The sequence below is a fragment of the Mycolicibacterium vinylchloridicum genome (assembly GCF_013404075.1).
Lineage (GTDB): Bacteria > Actinomycetota > Actinomycetes > Mycobacteriales > Mycobacteriaceae > Mycobacterium > Mycobacterium vinylchloridicum.
In genome coordinates, this window is sequence record NZ_JACBJQ010000036.1 from 1 (window position 1) to 17,036 (window position 17,036).

Below are 17,036 nucleotides of genomic sequence, written 5' to 3' on the forward strand. Positions count from 1 at the left end.
ACATGCCGGGCGCGGCGTACTTGGCGTTCCACGCGTCAAGCTCGGCCTGCAGTTCCGGGTCGGCGACCAGCTTGCCCTCACGCATGCCATCGGCACGTTGCCGGCCCCACGTGAAGCCGCGTTTGCGGGCCCGGTCCTCATCAGAGAACGTGCCGTCAGGATTGAGATGCAATGCCATCCGGTGGGCGATGCGCTCCAGCTGATCCGGGCGCACGTTGACCGCATGGGTGGCCAGCGAGCGTTCGGCCTTCTCCCGTTGCGCCGGAGACACGTGATCGGGCAGATCCCGAAAGAACCTCTGAATCACCCGCAGATGCTCACCATCGAGCTGCCCGGCATGCCACGCCTGCGACGTTTCCGGCAACACCGGCGCCAATGGCTCCCCGGTCAACGTCGTGCGCGGCGCCAACTGCCCGGCATCACGCATCCGCCGCCGCGCCTCGGTCGGGCTGACCCGCAACACATCGGCCAACGCGATCCCCACCGGCGGACACCCCTGGAACTGCTCCAACCGGGACACCCAGGACAGCGACACCGCCGCGAGCAGCCGCCGCACCGTCTCGAGCTTCTCGACCGCCACAAATCGCTGCGCCGGGGACAACGCCTCGATATCGACCGCACCCAAGGCCTCGGCCTCACCGGCGAGCGCCTCTAGCTGGCTACTCGAACATACGTTCGAACTCATGAATCAGAGACTACTCCAGACCACCGACAAAAAGCGGCGCGCCCGGGACGTGAAGTCAGTCGTCCAGCGTCTTGCCGCTGTGCATCTTCAGCGCGTCGTTGACGTTGGCCTTCTTGTCTTCGCCCTTACCCGCCTCGGCGGCCTTCTTGCGTTTGGCCGTGACCTTGGTGACAACGCCGTCGAGCTTCGAACCCAGTGGGAAGCCGAGGTAGTGCGTCAAGAAGATCGCCATCTCCTTGAGTTCCTCGGGGGTGAGTTCCTCATTGTGCAGGGCGGCATTGGCCTGGATCTCGGCGAGGTCGGAGATGCCGAGCGCGGTGACAACGGTCAGCGTCATGATCCGCTTGTCCCGCATGGTCAATCCCGGCCGCGTCCAGATCGTGCCGAACAGGTGGTCCGCCGTGAGCGCGAAGTAGTCCCCCGGCGAGTCCGGCATCTCCCAGCCGTAGACCTCGTTCATCTTGTCCAGGCCCTTGCGGCGCAACTCGTCCATCGTCACTCCTTCGTGTAGGGAACACCGAGCCCGGCGGCCAGGTCCCGTAGTGCGATCTCGGCCAGCGGCAGCTCGACGCCTGCGGATTCACCCAGAGCGAGAGCCAGTTTCAGGTCTTTTTCGGCCAAGCCGCGGGTATGCATGAACATGTCGTAGACGAAGTGTTCCGGCTCGAGCGGTTTGGTGTCGTCGCGGACCATGATCGCACCGGGGCCACCACTCTGGGCGTCGCTGTGCCGCACCACGCGACCGAGTTTCTGCAGGTCGATCCCGGCCGCTTCGGCAAGCTTGGCCGCCTCACACGCGGCGGCAAAGCCGATGAAGGTCAACATGTTACGAGCCAACTTCATCCGGGTTCCAGCTCCGGGCTCACCCGCACGGACCACCATCGAGGCCCATTGCTTGAAGACGGGCTTGACGATGTCGTACGCCTCGTCGTCCGCACCGACCATCACGGCCAGCTCGCCCTTGTCGGCAGCGCCGGCGCCGCCACTGACCGGGGCGTCGACGATGTGAATACCCCTGGGCCGCAACTGCTCAGCCAGTTCGGCGGCGGTGCCCGGCTCGATCGTCGAATGGATCGCGATGACCGTTCCAGGCTTGGCGTGTTCGGCGAGCTGGCCCACCACATCGCGCACCTGCTCGTCGTTGAGCACGGTCACTTCGATGACATCCGCCGCGGCAACATCAGCCACATTGTCTGCCAATGTGGCGCCGAGTTCGGCCAGCGGCGTCATGGCCTCGGTCCGCACATCGAAAACGATGAGCCCACCCGGCCACTCGACCAGCCGCTTGGCCATCGGCGCACCCTGGTTTCCCAGACCGATGTAGCCGACCTTGACGTCACTGGAGCTCATCGGAAAATCTGTCCGCCGTCGACATTGAAGATCTGGCCGGTGATCCACTTCGCCTGATCCGACAGTAGGAACAGGCACATGCCCACCAGATCGTCGACTTCACCCATGCGCGACAACGGAATTCCCTTGACGATGTCGGCAACCATCTCCTGAGGAGTAGTAGTGCGGTTAGCCTCGGTGTTGATCGGGCCGGGCGCGATCGCATTGATGCGGATGTTCTGGCCGCCGAGCTCGGTGGCCAGCTGCTGGGTGAGGCTGTTGACGCCTGCCTTGGCCAGGCCGTAGAAGTTCGAGTACAGCCATGCCGCCGTGGACGATTGGTTGATGATCGCGCCGCCGCCACGCTTGGCCATCTTCCGGTACACCGCGCGGGTACACACCAGCGCGCCGTCGAGGTTCACGCTCATGAACTTCTTGTAGTAGTCCCAGTCGACGGTGATCAGGAAGTCCAGCTTCATCCCACCGAAGATCGCGGCGTTGTTGACCAGGTAGTCGATGCCGCCGAACTCGGCCAGCGTCGCGTCGGCCATTGCCTTGGCCGAAGCCGGGTCGCTGACGTCGACGGGCAGCGCCAGCGCGGTGCCGCCCTCACCTTTGATCCCGTCGGCGACCTTCTGCGCGCCTTCGATATTGATGTCGGCGACAACCACCGCCGCGCCCTCACGGGCGATCGCTTCGGCATAAGCCTGACCGATACCGCCACCAGCGCCGGTGACGATGGCAACCTTCTCGTCGAACTGTCCCATGTGCATTCCTCTCTCGGCCACCGGATTAGACCGCTGTGGCAATGACTTTCAGCTCGAGATATTCCTCGAAGCCGGCCAGACCCATCTCGCGGCCGACCCCGGACTGCTTGTAACCGCCGAACGGTGCATCCGCGGAGTACCACACCCCGCCGTTGACGTTGACCGTGCCGACCCGCAACCGGTCGGCGACGGATTGCGCGCGCTCCAGATCGCCGCCGAACACGGTGCCCGACAAGCCGTATGGCGAATCGTTGGCGATGCGGATCGCATCCTGGTCGCCGTCGTGGGCGATGACCGTCAGCACCGGGCCGAAGATCTCCTCGCGCGACACACGGGCGCTGTTGTCCAGGCCGGCGATGACCGTCGGCTCGATGAAGTATCCGGTGTCGCGATCGGCCGGCCGGCCACCACCACACGCAAACCTGCCGCCCTCGGCGATCGCAAGGTCGAGATAGGACTGCACCCGATCGCGCTGACGCTCGGAAATGACCGGCCCGCAGATGGTTCCGGGGTTGGTCGGGTCACCGGGCTTGAGGCCGCCCATGGTCGCCGCCGCCGCTTCGACCGCTTCGTCGTAGCGTGCCCGCGGCACCACCAGGCGGGTGGTGATCGCGCAGCCCTGGCCGGCATGCATCGAGGCGGTGAACGCCGCCATCGAGCACGCCCCGGCCAGGTCGGCGTCGTCAAGCACCAGGAATGCCGACTTGCCGCCGAGTTCTAAGAAGACCTTCTTGATGGTGGCCGCGCCGGCGGCCATCACCGCGCGGCCGGTGTTGGTGGAGCCGGTGAACGACACCATGTCCACCCGCGGGTCGCTGGACAGCAGCGCCCCGACCGCGTGGTCGTTCGAGGTGACGATGTTGACCACGCCCGGCGGGATATCGGTGTGCTCGGCGATCAGTTCACCGAGTACCGCTGCGCACCAAGGGGTATCGGGAGCAGGCTTGAGCACGATCGTGTTGCCGGCGGCCAGCGCGGGGCCGAGCTTGGCCAGGTTGATCTGGTGCGGAAAGTTCCACGGGGTGATGGCGCCGACGACGCCGACGGCCTCGCGCGCGATGGTGCGCGCAGTCTTGATGCCCATCGGCGAGGCGACGCCGAGATCTTGGCGCCACGAGTAGTTCTCGGCGGTGTCGGCGCAGAAGGACAGGTCCTCGACCGGCCCCTCCAGTTGGGCGGCGGAGGTCAGCATGCGCGGCGCACCCACCTCGGCCATGGTCATCTCGCGCAGCTCCTCGACGTGCTCTTTCATCGCTTCGCGGAGCTGGCGGATGCTGCGCACCCGAAGTTCGGTGTTGGTGGACCAGTCGGTGGTGTCGAAGGCGCGGCGCGCGGCGTCGATGGCCCGGCCCATGTCCTCGGCGTCACCGTCGGCCGCAGTGCCCAGGACTTCCTCGGTGGCCGGATTGATCGTCGGATATCTGCCGTTGCCACCCGGCACCAGCTTCCCGTCGATGAAGAGATCGCTGTTCCCATCGGCCGCAATCGCCATCCCGATTCCCGTCTGCTTCGTTGGACACGTGTCCGAGATTCTGTCTTCCGCACCATAACCTCCGACGCGTCCGTGGTGCAAGGTTCTTCCGGCAAGCCGGTGTCAGTATGGCCGTTGAACTGGTAATTCCCGGATTCTCTTGCCTATCCTGCCCGCATTCCGATAACTTGGACATGTGTCCAGCGATGCTGTCCTTGCCGTCACCCCAGATGGTGATGACGCGCCGCGCAATCGCCGCCAGGAAGAAACCTTCCGCAAGGTGTTGCGCGCCGGCATGGAGATGCTGCGTGAAACGTCGTACGCCGACCTGACCGTGCGGTCCGTCGCGGCGCGCGCGAAGGTGGCACCGGCCACGGCGTACACCTACTTCTCGTCCAAGAACCATCTGATCGCCGAGGTGTACCTCGACTTGATGCGTCAGGTCCCCTACTTCACCGACGTCAACGACACCCGCCTGCACCGCGTCCGGCAGACGCTGCGCAGCCTGGCACTGGTGATCGCCGACGAGCCCGAGTTCGCCGCGGCGTGCACCACCGCCATGTTGAGCAACGACGCCGGAGTGCATCCGGCGCGGGACCGCATCGGCGCCGAAATTCACAAACGGATCAAGTCGGCATTGGGGCCGGACGCCGATCCACAGATCGTGTCCGCATTGGAGATGACGTACTACGGCGCGCTCGTACACGCCGGCAGCGGAACCATGAGCTACCGACAGGTCGCTGACCGGATCGGCTATGTCGCGGGACTTATCTTGGGAGAGAACCAATGAGCGTGCAGAGTCCAGACGTGGTGCTGGATCCCTACAACTACGACTTCCACGAGGATCCCTACCCGTACTACAAGCGGCTGCGCGACGAGGCCCCGCTGTACTACAACGACGACCTGAAGTTCTGGGCGCTGTCCCGGCACCAGGATGTGTTGCAGGGCTTCCGTAACAGCACGACGCTGTCCAACAAGTACGGGGTCTCGCTGGACCCGGCATCCCGCGGCCCGCACGCCTCCAAGACGATGTCGTTCTTGGCCATGGACGATCCGGCTCACCTTCGACTGCGCACCTTGGTCTCAAAGGGGTTCACCCCTAGGAGAATTCGCGAGCTCGAGCCCCGCGTCACCGAGATCGCCGTCAAGCACCTCGACACCATGCTCGAGAAGGCCGCCGCCGGTGAAACCGTGGACTACGTCGATGAGTTCGCCGGCAAGCTCCCGATGGACGTCATCTCCGAACTCATGGGCGTGCCCGAAGCCGACCGTGTTCAGGTCCGCGCCTGGGCCGATGGTGTGATGCACCGCGATGAAGGCGTCACCGACGTGCCGCCGGAGGCCGTCGAGGCGTCGCTCAACCTGATCGTCTACTACCAGGCCATGGTGGAAGAGCGGCGCAAGAGTCCGACCGATGATTTGACGACGGCCCTGCTGGACGCCGAGATCGACGGTGACCGGCTGACCGACGACGAGGTACTGGGCTTCATGTTCCTGATGGTGATCGCCGGCAACGAGACGACCACCAAACTGCTTGCCAACGCCGCGTTTTGGGGACACAAGAACCCCGACCAGCTGGCCCCGGTCTACGACGACTTCGCCCAGATCCCGCTGTGGGTCGAGGAAACGCTGCGCTACGACACCTCCAGCCAGATCCTGGCCCGCACCGTCGCCGGCGAGCTGACCCTCTACGACACCGTCATCCCCGACGGCGACGTGCTGCTGCTCCTGCCGGGATCGGCCCACCGCGACGAGCGAGCGTTCGCCCACCCCGATGACTACATCATCGGCCGGGACATCGGCGCCAAGCTCCAGAGCTTCGGCAGCGGTGCGCACTTCTGCCTCGGCGCCCATCTCGCCCGCATGGAGGCGCGAGTTGCCCTGGAAGAGTTGTTCAAACGCATCCGCGGCTACGAAGTCGACGAGGCCAACTCGGTACGCGTCCACTCCAGCAATGTCCGCGGATTCGCACACCTACCCATCACAGTAAAGGCGCGTTGATGCCCCGTTTCGCTCCCCTTCCCGACCGCAGGCCAGCCATCGTCGCCGGCGCCTCGTCCGGTATCGGCGAAGCCACCGCCATCGAACTCGCCTCCCACGGGTTCCCGGTCGCACTCGGCGCACGCCGGGTCGAGAAGCTCGACGACATCGTCGGCAAGATCAACGCCGACGGCGGCGAAGCGGTCGGCTTCCACCTCGACGTCACCGACCCCGACTCGGTGAAATCGTTTGTCGCGCAGTCGACCGAGGCGCTCGGCGACATCGAGGTGCTGGTTGCCGGCGCCGGCGACACCTACTTCGGCAAGCTCGACGAGATCACCAGCGACGAGTTCGACTCACAGCTGCAGATCCACCTGGTCGGCGCCTTCCGGCTGGCCAACGCCGTGCTGCCCGGGATGATGGCACGCCAGCGCGGCGATCTCATCTTCGTCGGCTCTGATGTCTCGCTCCGGCAGCGCCCGCACATGGGTGCCTACGGTGCGGCCAAGGCCGCGCTGGTCGCCATGGTGACCAACTTCCAGATGGAGCTCGAAGGCACCGGCGTGCGCGCCTCGATCGTGCACCCCGGCCCGACCAAGACCTCGATGGGCTGGAGCCTACCCGCAGAGAAAATCGGTCCGGCACTTGAGGATTGGGCCAAGTGGGGGCAGGCCCGGCACGACTACTTCCTGCGCGCGGCCGACCTCGCCCGCGCCATCACGTTCGTCGCGGAGACGCCCCGCGGCGGCTTCATCGCCAACATGGAGCTCCAGCCCGAAGCTCCACTGGCCGACAACAAAGACCGTCAAAAGCTCGCTCTCGGCGAGGAAGGAATGCCGTCATGACGATCACAAAAGAAGTACAACGGGTTTCGGGCGGCGATGAAGAACACGGCCACCTCGAGGAGTTCCGCACCGACCCGATCGGGCTGATGCAGCGCATCCGCGACGAATGCGGCGACCTCGGCTGGTTTCAGCTCGCCGACAAACAGGTGATCCTGCTGACCGGCTCGGAGGCCAACGAGTTCTTCTTCCGCTCTTCCGATGCCGACCTCAACCAGGCCGAGGCCTACCCGTTCATGACGCCGATCTTCGGCGAGGGTGTGGTGTTCGACGCCGACCCCGAGCGCCGCGCGGAGATGCTGCACAACACCGCCCTGCGCGGCGAGCAGATGAAGGGTCACGCCGCGACCATCGAGGCCGAAGTCCGCAAGATGATCGCGAACTGGGGCGAGGAAGGCGAGATCGATCTGCTGGAGTTCTTCGCCGAGTTGACGATCTACACCTCGACGGCGTGCCTGATCGGCCTCAAGTTCCGCAACCAGCTCGACTCGCGGTTCGCGAACTACTATCACCTGCTCGAGCGCGGCACCGACCCGCTGTGCTACGTGGATCCCTACCTGCCGATCGAGAGCTTCCGCATCCGTGACGAGGCGCGCGCCAGCCTGGTGAAGTTGGTCCAAGAGGTCATGGACGGCCGAATTGCCAACCCGCCCACCGACAAGAGCGATCGCGACCTGCTCGACGTGTTGGTCTCCGTCAAGGACGAGGACGGCAATCCGCGCTTCTCGGCCAACGAGGTCACCGGCATGTTCATCTCGCTGATGTTCGCCGGGCACCACACCAGTTCGGGCACCTCGTCGTGGACGCTCATCGAGCTGCTGCGCAACCCGCAGTTCTACGCCAAGGTGCAGCAGGAGCTCGACGAGGTGTATTCCGACGGCCAGGAGGTGAGTTTCCATGCGCTGCGCCAGATTCCGAACATCGACAACGCGCTCAAGGAAACCCTGCGGCTGCATCCGCCCCTGATCATCCTGATGCGGGTCGCCCAGGACGAGTTCGAGGTGCAGGGTTACCGGATCCACAAGGGCCAGATGGTGGCCGCGTCGCCGGCGATCTCCAACCGCCTGCCTGAGGACTTCCCGAACCCGGACGCGTTCGACCCCGACCGCTACGAGAAGCCGCGCCAAGAGGACATCGTCAACCGCTGGACCTGGATCCCGTTCGGCGCCGGCAGACACCGGTGCGTCGGTGCCGCGTTCGCGCAGATGCAGATCAAGGCGATCTTCTCGGTTCTGTTGCGGGAGTACGAGTTCGAGATGGCGCAGCCGCCCGAGTCGTACCAGAACGACCACTCCAAGATGGTGGTTCAACTGGCCAGGCCCGCGAAGGTCCGCTACCGCAAGCGCACGTCGTAGGAGTCGTCATGGGTTGCTACCGCATCGAACTCGACGAGGACCTGTGCCAGGGCCACGCCATGTGTGAACTGGAGGCGCCGGACATCTTCACAGTGCCCAAGCGCGGCCCTGTCGAGATCGTCGACCCCGAACCGCCTGACGACATGCGCGACGACGTCGAACGAGCCATCGAAATGTGTCCCACCCGAGCACTATCCCTCGTAGAGAAAGAGAACTGACAATGGCGTCACGAGAACAACTCGACGACTGGGTCCAGCGCTGGCTGCAGGCCAACAAAGACTCCGAGAAGGCCGGCGATTGGACGAACCTGGCGGAGTTCTACACCGACGACGCAACCTACGGCTGGAATATCGGGCCCAAGGAAGACGTCATGTGCGTCGGCAAGGACCAGATCCGCGACGTCGCGCTCGGCCTGGAGATGGAAGGCCTGGAGAACTGGGTCTACGAGTACCAGAAGGTTCTCGTCGACGAGAAGCAGAACGAGATCGTCGGCTTCTGGAAGCAGATCGCGAACAAATCCGACGGCACCCGTGACGAGATCTACGGCATCGGCGGCAGCTGGTTCCGGCTGAACGACAACCTGCTCATCGAGTGGCAGCGCGACTTCTTCGACTTCGGCCACGTCCAGAAGGCCTTCGTCAAGCTCATCTCCTCCGGCGACCTGACCCCGACCATGCAGAAGCGCATCGAGCGCAGCGTTGCGGGCGAGAAGCTGCCCGGCTACTACCCCCTCGGTGAGGCCCCGGTTCCGATCTGGTGAATACTCGACAGGCGTCAAGTTTTCGGCCCCGGCGGTGACTTAGACGGTGACGGAGGTCATAATGGTCCGCAGGACAGGAACACGTTCTAATTTTGGCCTAGATTGACCATCCGGCACGGCCGGCCGCCCTGGAAAAGACCGGGGTCGGGTTTTGCGAGTGGAGGTTCGCTGTGAAGACTAAAGGTGCTCTCATCTGGGAGTTCAACCAGCCGTGGTCGATCGAGGAAATCGAGATCGGCGATCCGGTCAAGGACGAAGTCAAAATCCAGATGGAAGCTTCGGGCATGTGTCACTCGGACCATCACCTGGTCACCGGCGACATCCCGATGGCTGGATTTCCCGTTCTCGGCGGCCATGAAGGCGCCGGCGTCGTCACCGAGGTAGGCCCGGGCGTCGACCACATCGCCCCCGGCGATCACGTCGTGCTGTCGTTCATCCCGTCCTGTGGTGAGTGTCCGGCCTGTCAGGAGGGGCTGCGCAACCTCTGCGACCTGGGTGCGGGACTGCTGGGCGGCACCGCGGTGTCCGACGGCACGCATCGCATCCACGCCGTGAAGAACGGCCAGCCGGTCATCCCGATGACCCTGCTCGGCACGTTCAGCCCGTACATGGTGGTGCACAAGAGCTCCGTGGTGAAGATCGATCCGTCGATCCCGTTCGAGGTCGCCTGCCTGGTGGGCTGCGGCGTGACCACCGGCTATGGCTCGGCCGTCCGCAGCGGTGACATCCGGCCGGGCGAAGACGTGGTGATCGTCGGTGTGGGCGGCGTGGGCACCGGCGCCCTGCAAGGTGCCCTGAATGCCGGCGCGCGCAACATCTTCGCCGTCGACCCGGTCGAGTTCAAGCGCGACAACGCGCTCAAGTTCGGCGCCACGCATGCCTATCCCGACATCTTCAGTGCGATGGCGGGCGTCGCGGAGGTCACCCAGGGTCGGATGGCGCACAAGACCATCGTGACCGTCGGCGAACTCAAGGGCGAGGACATCGACCACTACATGAACATCACCGCCAAGGGCGGCACCGTGGTGGCGACGGCCGTGGCCAACATGGCCAGCAACGACGTGAAGCTGAATCTGGCGATGCTCACCCTGATGCAGAAGCGCCTGCAGGGCACGATCTTTGGTGGCGGCAACCCGCACTACGACATCCCGCAACTGCTGTCCATGTACAAGGTGGGCCGCCTCAACCTCGACGACATGGTCACCCGGCAGTACAAGCTGGAGCAGATCAACGACGGCTACAAGGACATGCTCGAGGGCCGCAACATCCGCGGCGTCATCCGCTACACCGACGAAGACCGCTGACCTACTTGTCCCTTACGGACCTTCCGGGCCGTGCCCGCCTTGCCCAATGGCGCGGGCACGGCCCGGAATTCATTGACCCGCGACCATGACCGGCTTCCCGAACCTGTTGCGTCCCGGCCAGATCGGCTCGATGACTCTGCGCAACAGGCTCGTGATGTCTCCGATGGAGACCATGTACGGCAGCCCGGACGGGCTTCCGTCGGAACGCACCCGCGACTACTTCGCCGCCCGCGCCAAAGGCGGCGTCGGACTGATCACCGTGGGCGCCACCGGGATCGACCACCTGCAACCCGAGACTCCCGGCGGCTTGCACCTCGGCACCGACGAGGCCGTCAGCGCGCACCGAGCGTTGGTCGAGGCCGTCCACGAGCACGGCGCCAAGATCCAGCCGCAGATCGTGCACTCCGGCCCCGACGGGCTCGGCCCGGAGATGCACGGAGTCACGTCCTTCGGCCCGTCGGTGATCCCGTCCTATCTGACCGGCCGCCCGTCGGCCGAGGTGACCGGCGCGCAGCTGATGGCGATCATCGACCTGTTCAAGGCCGCGGTGCGCCGTGCCGCCGAGGCGGGCTACGACGGTATCGAGCTGCATGCCGCGCACGGTTACATGTTCCTGGGTTCTTTTCTTGCCCCGCAACGCAACCGGCGCACCGATGACTACCGCGGCGACTCCACGCAAGGCCGGATCCGGGTGGTGCTGCAAACGCTGGCGGCCATCCGGTCCGAAATCGGCGATACCTTGCCGATCACCCTGCGGATATCCGGCTACGAGCGGGTCGCCGGTGGCCGCCCGAGCTACGAAACCGCCCTGGTGGCACCACAACTGGTAGCCGCAGGAGTGGATGCCTTCCACGTCAGCGGCGGCGTGATCGACCGCCTGGTCACCGGCATGGTCAACGCGGCCGACGACGGTGACGCGCTCAACGTGGGCGCCGCCGCCGCGGTCAAGCAGGTGGTCGATGTACCGGTGATCGCCGTGGGCCGCATCCACGATCCGGCGCGGGCCGAGCAGATCCTGGCCGACGGCCGGGCAGATTTCATCGCCATGGGACGGCCGATGCTGGCAGACCCCGAGCTGGTGGCCAAGCTGCAGACCGGTCAGGCCGACCGGGTGCGCCGTTGTATATCGTGTGAGAACTGCATCGACGCAATGGAACAACGGTTCTCGGTCGATTGCGCGGTCAACCCCCGTACGGGTAAAGAACGGGAGCTGGCGCTGCGCCCGGTCACGCAGGGCAAGCGCGTCATCGTCATCGGCGGCGGCCCGGGTGGCTTGGAGGCCGCGCGAGTGGCAGCGGAGCGCGGTCACCGGGTCACGTTGTTCGAGCGGACCGCACACCTGGGTGGCGCGCTGGTGTTGGCGTCGATCGTGCACCCGGAGAATGAACCGTTCCTGCGGTATCTGCGTGGCGAAATCGCTCGCAGCACAGCGTCTGTCGAGCTGTCACATTCGGTCGACGCCGACGAGATCGCCGCCCTTGATCCCGAGGCGGTGGTCGTGGCCACCGGGGCCAAAGCGCATACCAGCCCGGCCCTGGACGAATTGCTTGCCGGCCAGAGCGGGCCGCCCGTGGGCCGGCGGGTCATCATCGTCGGCGGTAGCCTCGCGGCGATCCAGATCGCCGAATTTCTCGCAGTACGAGACCGATTCGTCACCGTGCTGGAGGCGGGTCGCACCATCGCCCCTGAGGTCGGCCTCAAACGGCGCACCGAACACATGGACCGGCTCGATCGCCTGGCCGTTCCGATTCACGTCCGCACGGAGGTCCACGAGATCACTGACGGCGGGGTGTCGTTCACCCCGTACGGCGGCACTCGGCGAGACCTGGCCGCCGACAGTGTGATCGTCACCGGTCGCCCCGAGGCCGACACCGCACTGTTCGACGCGCTCACCGACCGGTTGCCCGGCGCCAAGGTGCACGCCGTCGGGGACTGCACCGGACTGGGACTCATCCGCAAAGCCACCGAAGATGGCGCTCGCGCCGCGTGCAGTATCTGACAACGAGAGAGAGGGAGCTATGACCACCACCGAACAGACGCCGGCACTGACCGCCTCGCAGTCATCCTGGAAGTGCGTGATGTCGCACGACCGCGAAGGCTGGCTGGCCCTGATGGCCGACGATGTCGTGATCGAGGATCCGATCGGGCAGGCCATCACCAATCCCGACGGCAACGGTGTGCGGGGTAAGGCGGCTGTCGCCGATTTCTATGACGCCAACATCGCGGTCAACAACCTTCGCGTCACGTGCGAGGAGACCTTCCCATCCAGCTCACCCAACGAGGTGGCCCACATCCTGGTGCTACGCAGCCAGTTCGAGGGCGGTCTGACGAGCACGGTGCGCGGTGTGTTCACCTATCACGTCAACGACGCCGGCCTTATCGCCAACATGCGCGGCTACTGGAACATGGACGGCATGCAGTTCGGCCAGTCTTCGCCCGAAGGTGAATGACCGGCCGCTAGCGGGATTCGGCGCGGTTGTCGTCGGCGGCTCGCGAGGTATCGGTGCAGCCGTCTCGGCATTGCTGGCCGAGTGCGGTGCGGGTGTGGTGGTCAACGGCCGCGATGCGGCCGCCGCTGAAGTAACCGCTGACACCATCGTTCAGGCCGGCGGACGGGCCGTGCCACACACCGGTTCCGGCGCCGACGAGGCGGTCGCCGAGGACCTGATTGCGCTGTGCGAGAAGGAATTCGGTGCTGTCGACGCGTTGGTCAACTGCGCCGGTGCGCCCGAGCCGCCCGGATCGTCGATCCTGAGTGTCACACCGGCCGAGTTTCGCGAGCTCCTCGACGTCCACCTGGGTACCACGTTCGCGACCTGCCGAGCGGCAGCACCGAGAATGGTGGCCCGTGGCCGCGGCGCCATCGTCAACACCAGTTCCTTTGCGTTCCTCGGCGATTACGGAGGTACCGGCTACCCGGCCGGCAAGGGCGCGGTGAACGGGCTGACCATGGCGATCGCGGCGGAGTTGGCCGAACACGGGGTGCGCGCGAACGTGGTGTGCCCGGGTGCGAAGACCCGACTGTCCACCGGACAGGACTTCGAGGACCAGATCGCATCCCTGCACCGACGAGGCATCCTCGACGACGTCAGCGCGCAGGGTGCGCTGGACGTCGCGCCACCCGAGTACGTCGCCCCCCTGTACGCCTACCTGGTCAGTGACCTGGCCCGGCACATCACCGGCCAGATCCTGATCGCCACAGGCGGTTTCGTTGGCCGCTTCGACCGGCCATCCCCCGCGTTCATCAACTATCGCGATCACCACGACAACCCGCCATGGTCTATCGACGAGATCGCGGAGATGCTGGCCTGAGCTACGCCGTCAGGTCGTAGACCAGCACCCTGCCCACACGCTGGGGTGTGAAGTTGCGCTGAACCCATTGCTGGATAAGCGCATTGGTGTCCAAGTGTCCCCACTTGTCCTCGTGGATCGGGTTGGTGACGATGAAGTAGTGAATCCGCTTCGACAACGCGAGGCGCAGGAATGCATCGGGCGTCGGCGAGGGATCGGTGCCGTTGAAGCCGCCGACCGGCATCACCGGGTAGCCGCTGGCGAGTTGATAGCCTGCCGCACAGACTGATCCGACCGTGGCCGCCACCCAGGTGTAGCGCCCGGCGTTGGCATCGAGCAGGTCGACCAGTCGACGGTCGGGTACGCCCGAGTCGAGCAGCGTGCATCCCACCAAATGCGTCCCGCCACCGGGAGCGCCCGCCGGCAACAGGAATCCGGGACCGCTGGCAGCAGTGATCTCGGCCCGCTGGACGGGCCCGACGCCCTTGGTCATCGCGGTGACGAGGCGGGGAACCGGCCCGGCGATGGGCATCGCGCCCTCGTTGCCGCGGACCACTGTGGTGACGCTGTAGGCGGCCGGGCCGCCGAGAGCGACCAGCGCCGCGAGTGCTAGGACCGCGGGTCTCGGAATCGCTGAACCGGCCACCGCGGCCATCAGTATGCACGCGCCGATCGCGACTGCCCACCACAGCCACGGGTGGTAGCCGGGCACATGCCGCAGCACCAGCACCGATGTCACCGCGGTCGACACGACTGCGGCAACCAATACCCCTTTGGCCCAATACCGTTCACGCTCCTGCCAGAACACCGTCGCACCGATGCCGACGATCGCCGCGATCGAAGGTGCCAATGCCACCGTGTAATACGGATGGAAGATGCCGGCCATGAAGCTGAACACCGCCGCGGTGGTCAGGAGCCACAGCACCCACACTCCGGTGGCTGCCCGCTGGGGACCGCGCCGCGCGAGTAGCGCGATCGCAAAGACCAGGGCCGCGGGTAGCAGCCAGCCGATACCCCCGATCTGTTCGGGTTCGAACAACCGGCCGATGCCGGGCTGGCCCCACGGGTGCACCGACGTCCGACCGCCCAGGTGAACCGGTGAGATGAAGCCCGGCGAGCCGGTGCTGCCCGGCTCGTCGCCGTTGAGCCTGCCGATGCCGTTGTACCGCAACGTCAGCTCGAGGACCGAATTGGTCTGCGTCCCGCCGATCCACGGCCGCTTGTTCGCCGGCCACAGCTGCACCAGCAGCACCCACCAGCCCGCAGCCAGCACAGCGGCACCCAGCCCGAGCAGCAGCTGCCGGGCCCGGTCGAGCAGCGCTCGCGGCCCGCCCAGCAGATAGGTGATCGCCAGCGCCGGCATCACCAGCACCACCTCGAGCTGTTTGGTCAGGTAGCCCAGCCCCAGGCATGCGCCGCAGAGCAGCAGCCAGCGCAACCGCCCGTCGTCGACTGCGCGCAGCAGCGCCCAGACGGCGGCGATCATCAACAGGACCAGTAGGGCATCGGGGTTGTTGAACCGGAAGATCGTCACAGCCACCGGGGTCAACGCCAGAACGGTGCCGGCGATCAATGCGGCCGCCTCGCCGAACGGCCGGCGCACGGTGTCCCACAACAGCGCGACCGAACCGACCCCGACGAGTGCCTGCGGTACCAGGATGCTCCACGAGTTGAGCCCGAACATGCGGATCGCCAGCGACGGAAGCCACAGCGACAGTGGGGGTTTGTCGACGGTGATCGAGTTGGCGGCATCCGAGGAGCCGAACAGGAACGCCTTCCAGGATTGGGCGCCCGCCTGTGCGGCCGCGGAGTAGAACGCGTTGGCCCAGCCCGAGCCGTCCAGGCCCCACAGGTAGAGCGCCGCCGTTCCCGTCAGCAGCGCCAGCAGCGCCCACCGGAGCGGGCTCAGCTGTGTGGGGCGCGGAACAGCCTGAGCGGTGCCGATTTTCGGCAGGTCGGTCGCGACGGTCATCGCATCAGCGGGCCGATGCGCCGAACACCCGGCGCAGCGCGACGAAGCGCACGAAGGTGGCGACGAGATTGGCCACGACCAGAACCGAGAGTTCGACACCCTTGCCGACGGTCGGATCGAAGCGGTGCAGCAGGTAGAGCGACCCACTGGTGATCGCCAGTCCGAAGCCGAACACCAGCAGGCCGTGTACGTGGTGGCGTGCGGCACCGGCGCGCCCGCGGATGCCGAAGGTGAAGGCGCGGTTGGCAGCCGTATTGGCCAACGCGGTCAGCAGCAGTGCCGTCAGGTTGGCAGCCTGCGCGCCGAGTGCGGGGTGCAGCGAAAGGTACAGCAGTGCAAAGGCAATGGTGCTGGCGACGCCGATCAGTCCGAAGCGCACCATCTGGCCGACCATGCCACGGGGCACCCCGGGCACCAGCGGCTCACGGCCCAGGGCGGCCTGCAGGTCCCGAAGCGGCAGCGTGCCGGTGGTCAGCGCCCGGCCTACTCGCCAGCAACCCTTGAGGTCCTCGATCGCGGTGGCCACGATGTCCACCCGGGAATCCGGGTCGTCGATCCAATCAACCGGTACCTCGTGGATCCGCAGGCCGGCCCTCTCGGCCAGCACCAGAAGCTCGGTGTCGAAGAACCAACCGGTGTCGACGATCAACGGCAGCAGCCGGCGGGCGACGTCGGTGCGCATCGCCTTGAAGCCGCACTGGGCGTCGGAGAACCGGGCGCCGAGAAGCCCGCGCAGCAGCAGGTTGTAGCCGCGGGAGACAACTTCACGCTTGACGCCGCGCACCACCCGCGACGATGCGGCCAGCCGGGAACCGATCGCGATGTCGGAGTGCCCGGACACCAGCGGAGCCACCAATGGCATCAGCGCCGACAGATGAGTGGAGAGATCGACGTCCATATAGGCGACGACGTCGGCCGGTGAGGCCGCCCACGCGGCGGCCAACGCTCCGCCGCGACCCTTGCCGTCGAGATGGATCACCTCGACATCGGGCAGCTCGTCGGCGAGCTGGTGAGCAATCGCCAGGGTGTTGTCGGTGCTTGCGTTGTCGGCCACCATGATTCGCGCACGGTAGGGAACCTCGTCGCGCAGGAACTCATGGAGCCGGCGGACGCAGGCGGCCAGGTCGTCCTGCTCGTTGTACACCGGGATGACGATGTCGAGAATGTAGCGACCCCCGAGGCTGATCTGCGCGGTGCGCTGCGCGGCCGGCAGGGTGTCGGTCATGCACACGATGCTCGCGGCCCAAGCTGCCGTCACACTGGGCCGGGTCTGAGGAGTT

General features: G+C 66.0%; 17 protein-coding genes. 10 read left to right on the forward strand and 7 right to left on the reverse strand.

Translation table 11 applies throughout. The features are described from left to right. The 5 genes from HPC46_RS24360 to HPC46_RS24380 all read right to left on the reverse strand — a co-directional run. Positions 1–685 (reverse strand): DUF222 domain-containing protein (locus HPC46_RS24360; RefSeq protein ID WP_179474744.1); only part of this gene is annotated, 685 nt, incomplete at its 3' end. Positions 686–740: 55 nt separating this feature from the next. Continuing rightward, a complete protein-coding gene (locus HPC46_RS24365) occupies positions 741–1,178 on the reverse strand; it encodes a carboxymuconolactone decarboxylase family protein (protein ID WP_179474746.1) in 438 nt (145 codons plus the stop codon). Positions 1,179–1,180: 2 nt separating this feature from the next. Continuing rightward, positions 1,181–2,035, reverse strand: coding sequence for an NAD(P)-dependent oxidoreductase (locus tag HPC46_RS24370; protein ID WP_179474748.1), 855 nt, complete (start codon positions 2,033–2,035; stop codon positions 1,181–1,183). Next, positions 2,032–2,781: an SDR family oxidoreductase gene (locus HPC46_RS24375; protein WP_179474750.1), complete on the reverse strand. Its 750-nt coding sequence runs from the start codon at positions 2,779–2,781 to the stop codon at positions 2,032–2,034. The genes HPC46_RS24370 and HPC46_RS24375 overlap by 4 nt, the downstream gene beginning before the upstream one ends. A 25-nt stretch (positions 2,782–2,806) precedes the next feature. Next, on the reverse strand, positions 2,807–4,273 hold the full coding sequence (locus tag HPC46_RS24380; RefSeq protein WP_179474752.1) for an aldehyde dehydrogenase: 1,467 nt from the start codon (positions 4,271–4,273) through the stop codon (positions 2,807–2,809). 175 nt (positions 4,274–4,448) lie between these two features. On the opposite strand from HPC46_RS24380, the gene HPC46_RS24385 reads away from it, so the two are divergent. The 10 genes from HPC46_RS24385 to HPC46_RS24430 all read left to right on the forward strand — a co-directional run bounded on the left by HPC46_RS24385 (position 4,449) and on the right by HPC46_RS24430 (position 13,805). Beyond that, a complete protein-coding gene (locus HPC46_RS24385) occupies positions 4,449–5,042 on the forward strand; it encodes a TetR/AcrR family transcriptional regulator (protein WP_179474754.1) in 594 nt (197 codons plus the stop codon). Continuing rightward, entirely contained in the window at positions 5,039–6,253 is a 1,215-nt protein-coding gene (locus tag HPC46_RS24390; RefSeq protein ID WP_179474756.1) for a cytochrome P450, read from the forward strand. The genes HPC46_RS24385 and HPC46_RS24390 overlap by 4 nt, the downstream gene beginning before the upstream one ends. Next, the gene (locus HPC46_RS24395; protein ID WP_179474758.1) at positions 6,253–7,077 is read left to right on the forward strand and encodes an SDR family oxidoreductase; all 825 of its coding nucleotides are present in this window, start codon (positions 6,253–6,255) and stop codon (positions 7,075–7,077) included. Before HPC46_RS24390 ends, HPC46_RS24395 begins: the two co-directional genes overlap by 1 nt. Next, positions 7,074–8,429 carry a lanosterol 14-alpha demethylase gene (locus tag HPC46_RS24400; protein WP_179474760.1) on the forward strand — a complete coding sequence of 452 codons (1,356 nt, stop codon included), beginning with the start codon at positions 7,074–7,076 and terminating at the stop codon, positions 8,427–8,429. Before HPC46_RS24395 ends, HPC46_RS24400 begins: the two co-directional genes overlap by 4 nt. A gap of 8 nt (positions 8,430–8,437) precedes the next feature. Then, on the forward strand, positions 8,438–8,647 hold the full coding sequence (locus HPC46_RS24405; RefSeq protein ID WP_005139096.1) for a ferredoxin: 210 nt from the start codon (positions 8,438–8,440) through the stop codon (positions 8,645–8,647). A 2-nt stretch (positions 8,648–8,649) separates the two neighbouring features. Beyond that, on the forward strand, positions 8,650–9,189 hold the full coding sequence (locus HPC46_RS24410) for a nuclear transport factor 2 family protein (RefSeq protein ID WP_179474762.1): 540 nt from the start codon (positions 8,650–8,652) through the stop codon (positions 9,187–9,189). Between the two features lie 170 nt (positions 9,190–9,359). Further along, positions 9,360–10,493: an NDMA-dependent alcohol dehydrogenase gene (locus HPC46_RS24415; RefSeq protein WP_179474764.1), complete on the forward strand. Its 1,134-nt coding sequence runs from the start codon at positions 9,360–9,362 to the stop codon at positions 10,491–10,493. An 85-nt stretch (positions 10,494–10,578) separates the two neighbouring features. After that, positions 10,579–12,492 carry an oxidoreductase gene (locus tag HPC46_RS24420; RefSeq protein WP_179474766.1) on the forward strand — a complete coding sequence of 638 codons (1,914 nt, stop codon included), beginning with the start codon at positions 10,579–10,581 and terminating at the stop codon, positions 12,490–12,492. 19 nt (positions 12,493–12,511) lie between these two features. Then, the gene (locus tag HPC46_RS24425) at positions 12,512–12,943 is read left to right on the forward strand and encodes a nuclear transport factor 2 family protein (protein ID WP_179474768.1); all 432 of its coding nucleotides are present in this window, start codon (positions 12,512–12,514) and stop codon (positions 12,941–12,943) included. Beyond that, positions 12,936–13,805 (forward strand): SDR family NAD(P)-dependent oxidoreductase, encoded by an 870-nt coding sequence (locus tag HPC46_RS24430; RefSeq protein WP_179474770.1) that lies wholly within the window; start codon positions 12,936–12,938, stop codon positions 13,803–13,805. The genes HPC46_RS24425 and HPC46_RS24430 overlap by 8 nt, the downstream gene beginning before the upstream one ends. 1 nt (position 13,806) lies before the next feature. On the opposite strand, the gene HPC46_RS24435 is transcribed toward HPC46_RS24430, so the two are convergent. Together HPC46_RS24435 and HPC46_RS24440 are read right to left on the reverse strand one after the other, a co-directional pair. Then, positions 13,807–15,756 carry a glycosyltransferase family 39 protein gene (locus HPC46_RS24435; RefSeq protein WP_179474772.1) on the reverse strand — a complete coding sequence of 650 codons (1,950 nt, stop codon included), beginning with the start codon at positions 15,754–15,756 and terminating at the stop codon, positions 13,807–13,809. A gap of 4 nt (positions 15,757–15,760) precedes the next feature. Next, positions 15,761–16,981, reverse strand: a complete 1,221-nt coding sequence (locus HPC46_RS24440) for a glycosyltransferase (RefSeq protein WP_179474774.1) — start codon at positions 16,979–16,981, stop codon at positions 15,761–15,763. Positions 16,982–17,036: the final 55 nt, after the last annotated feature.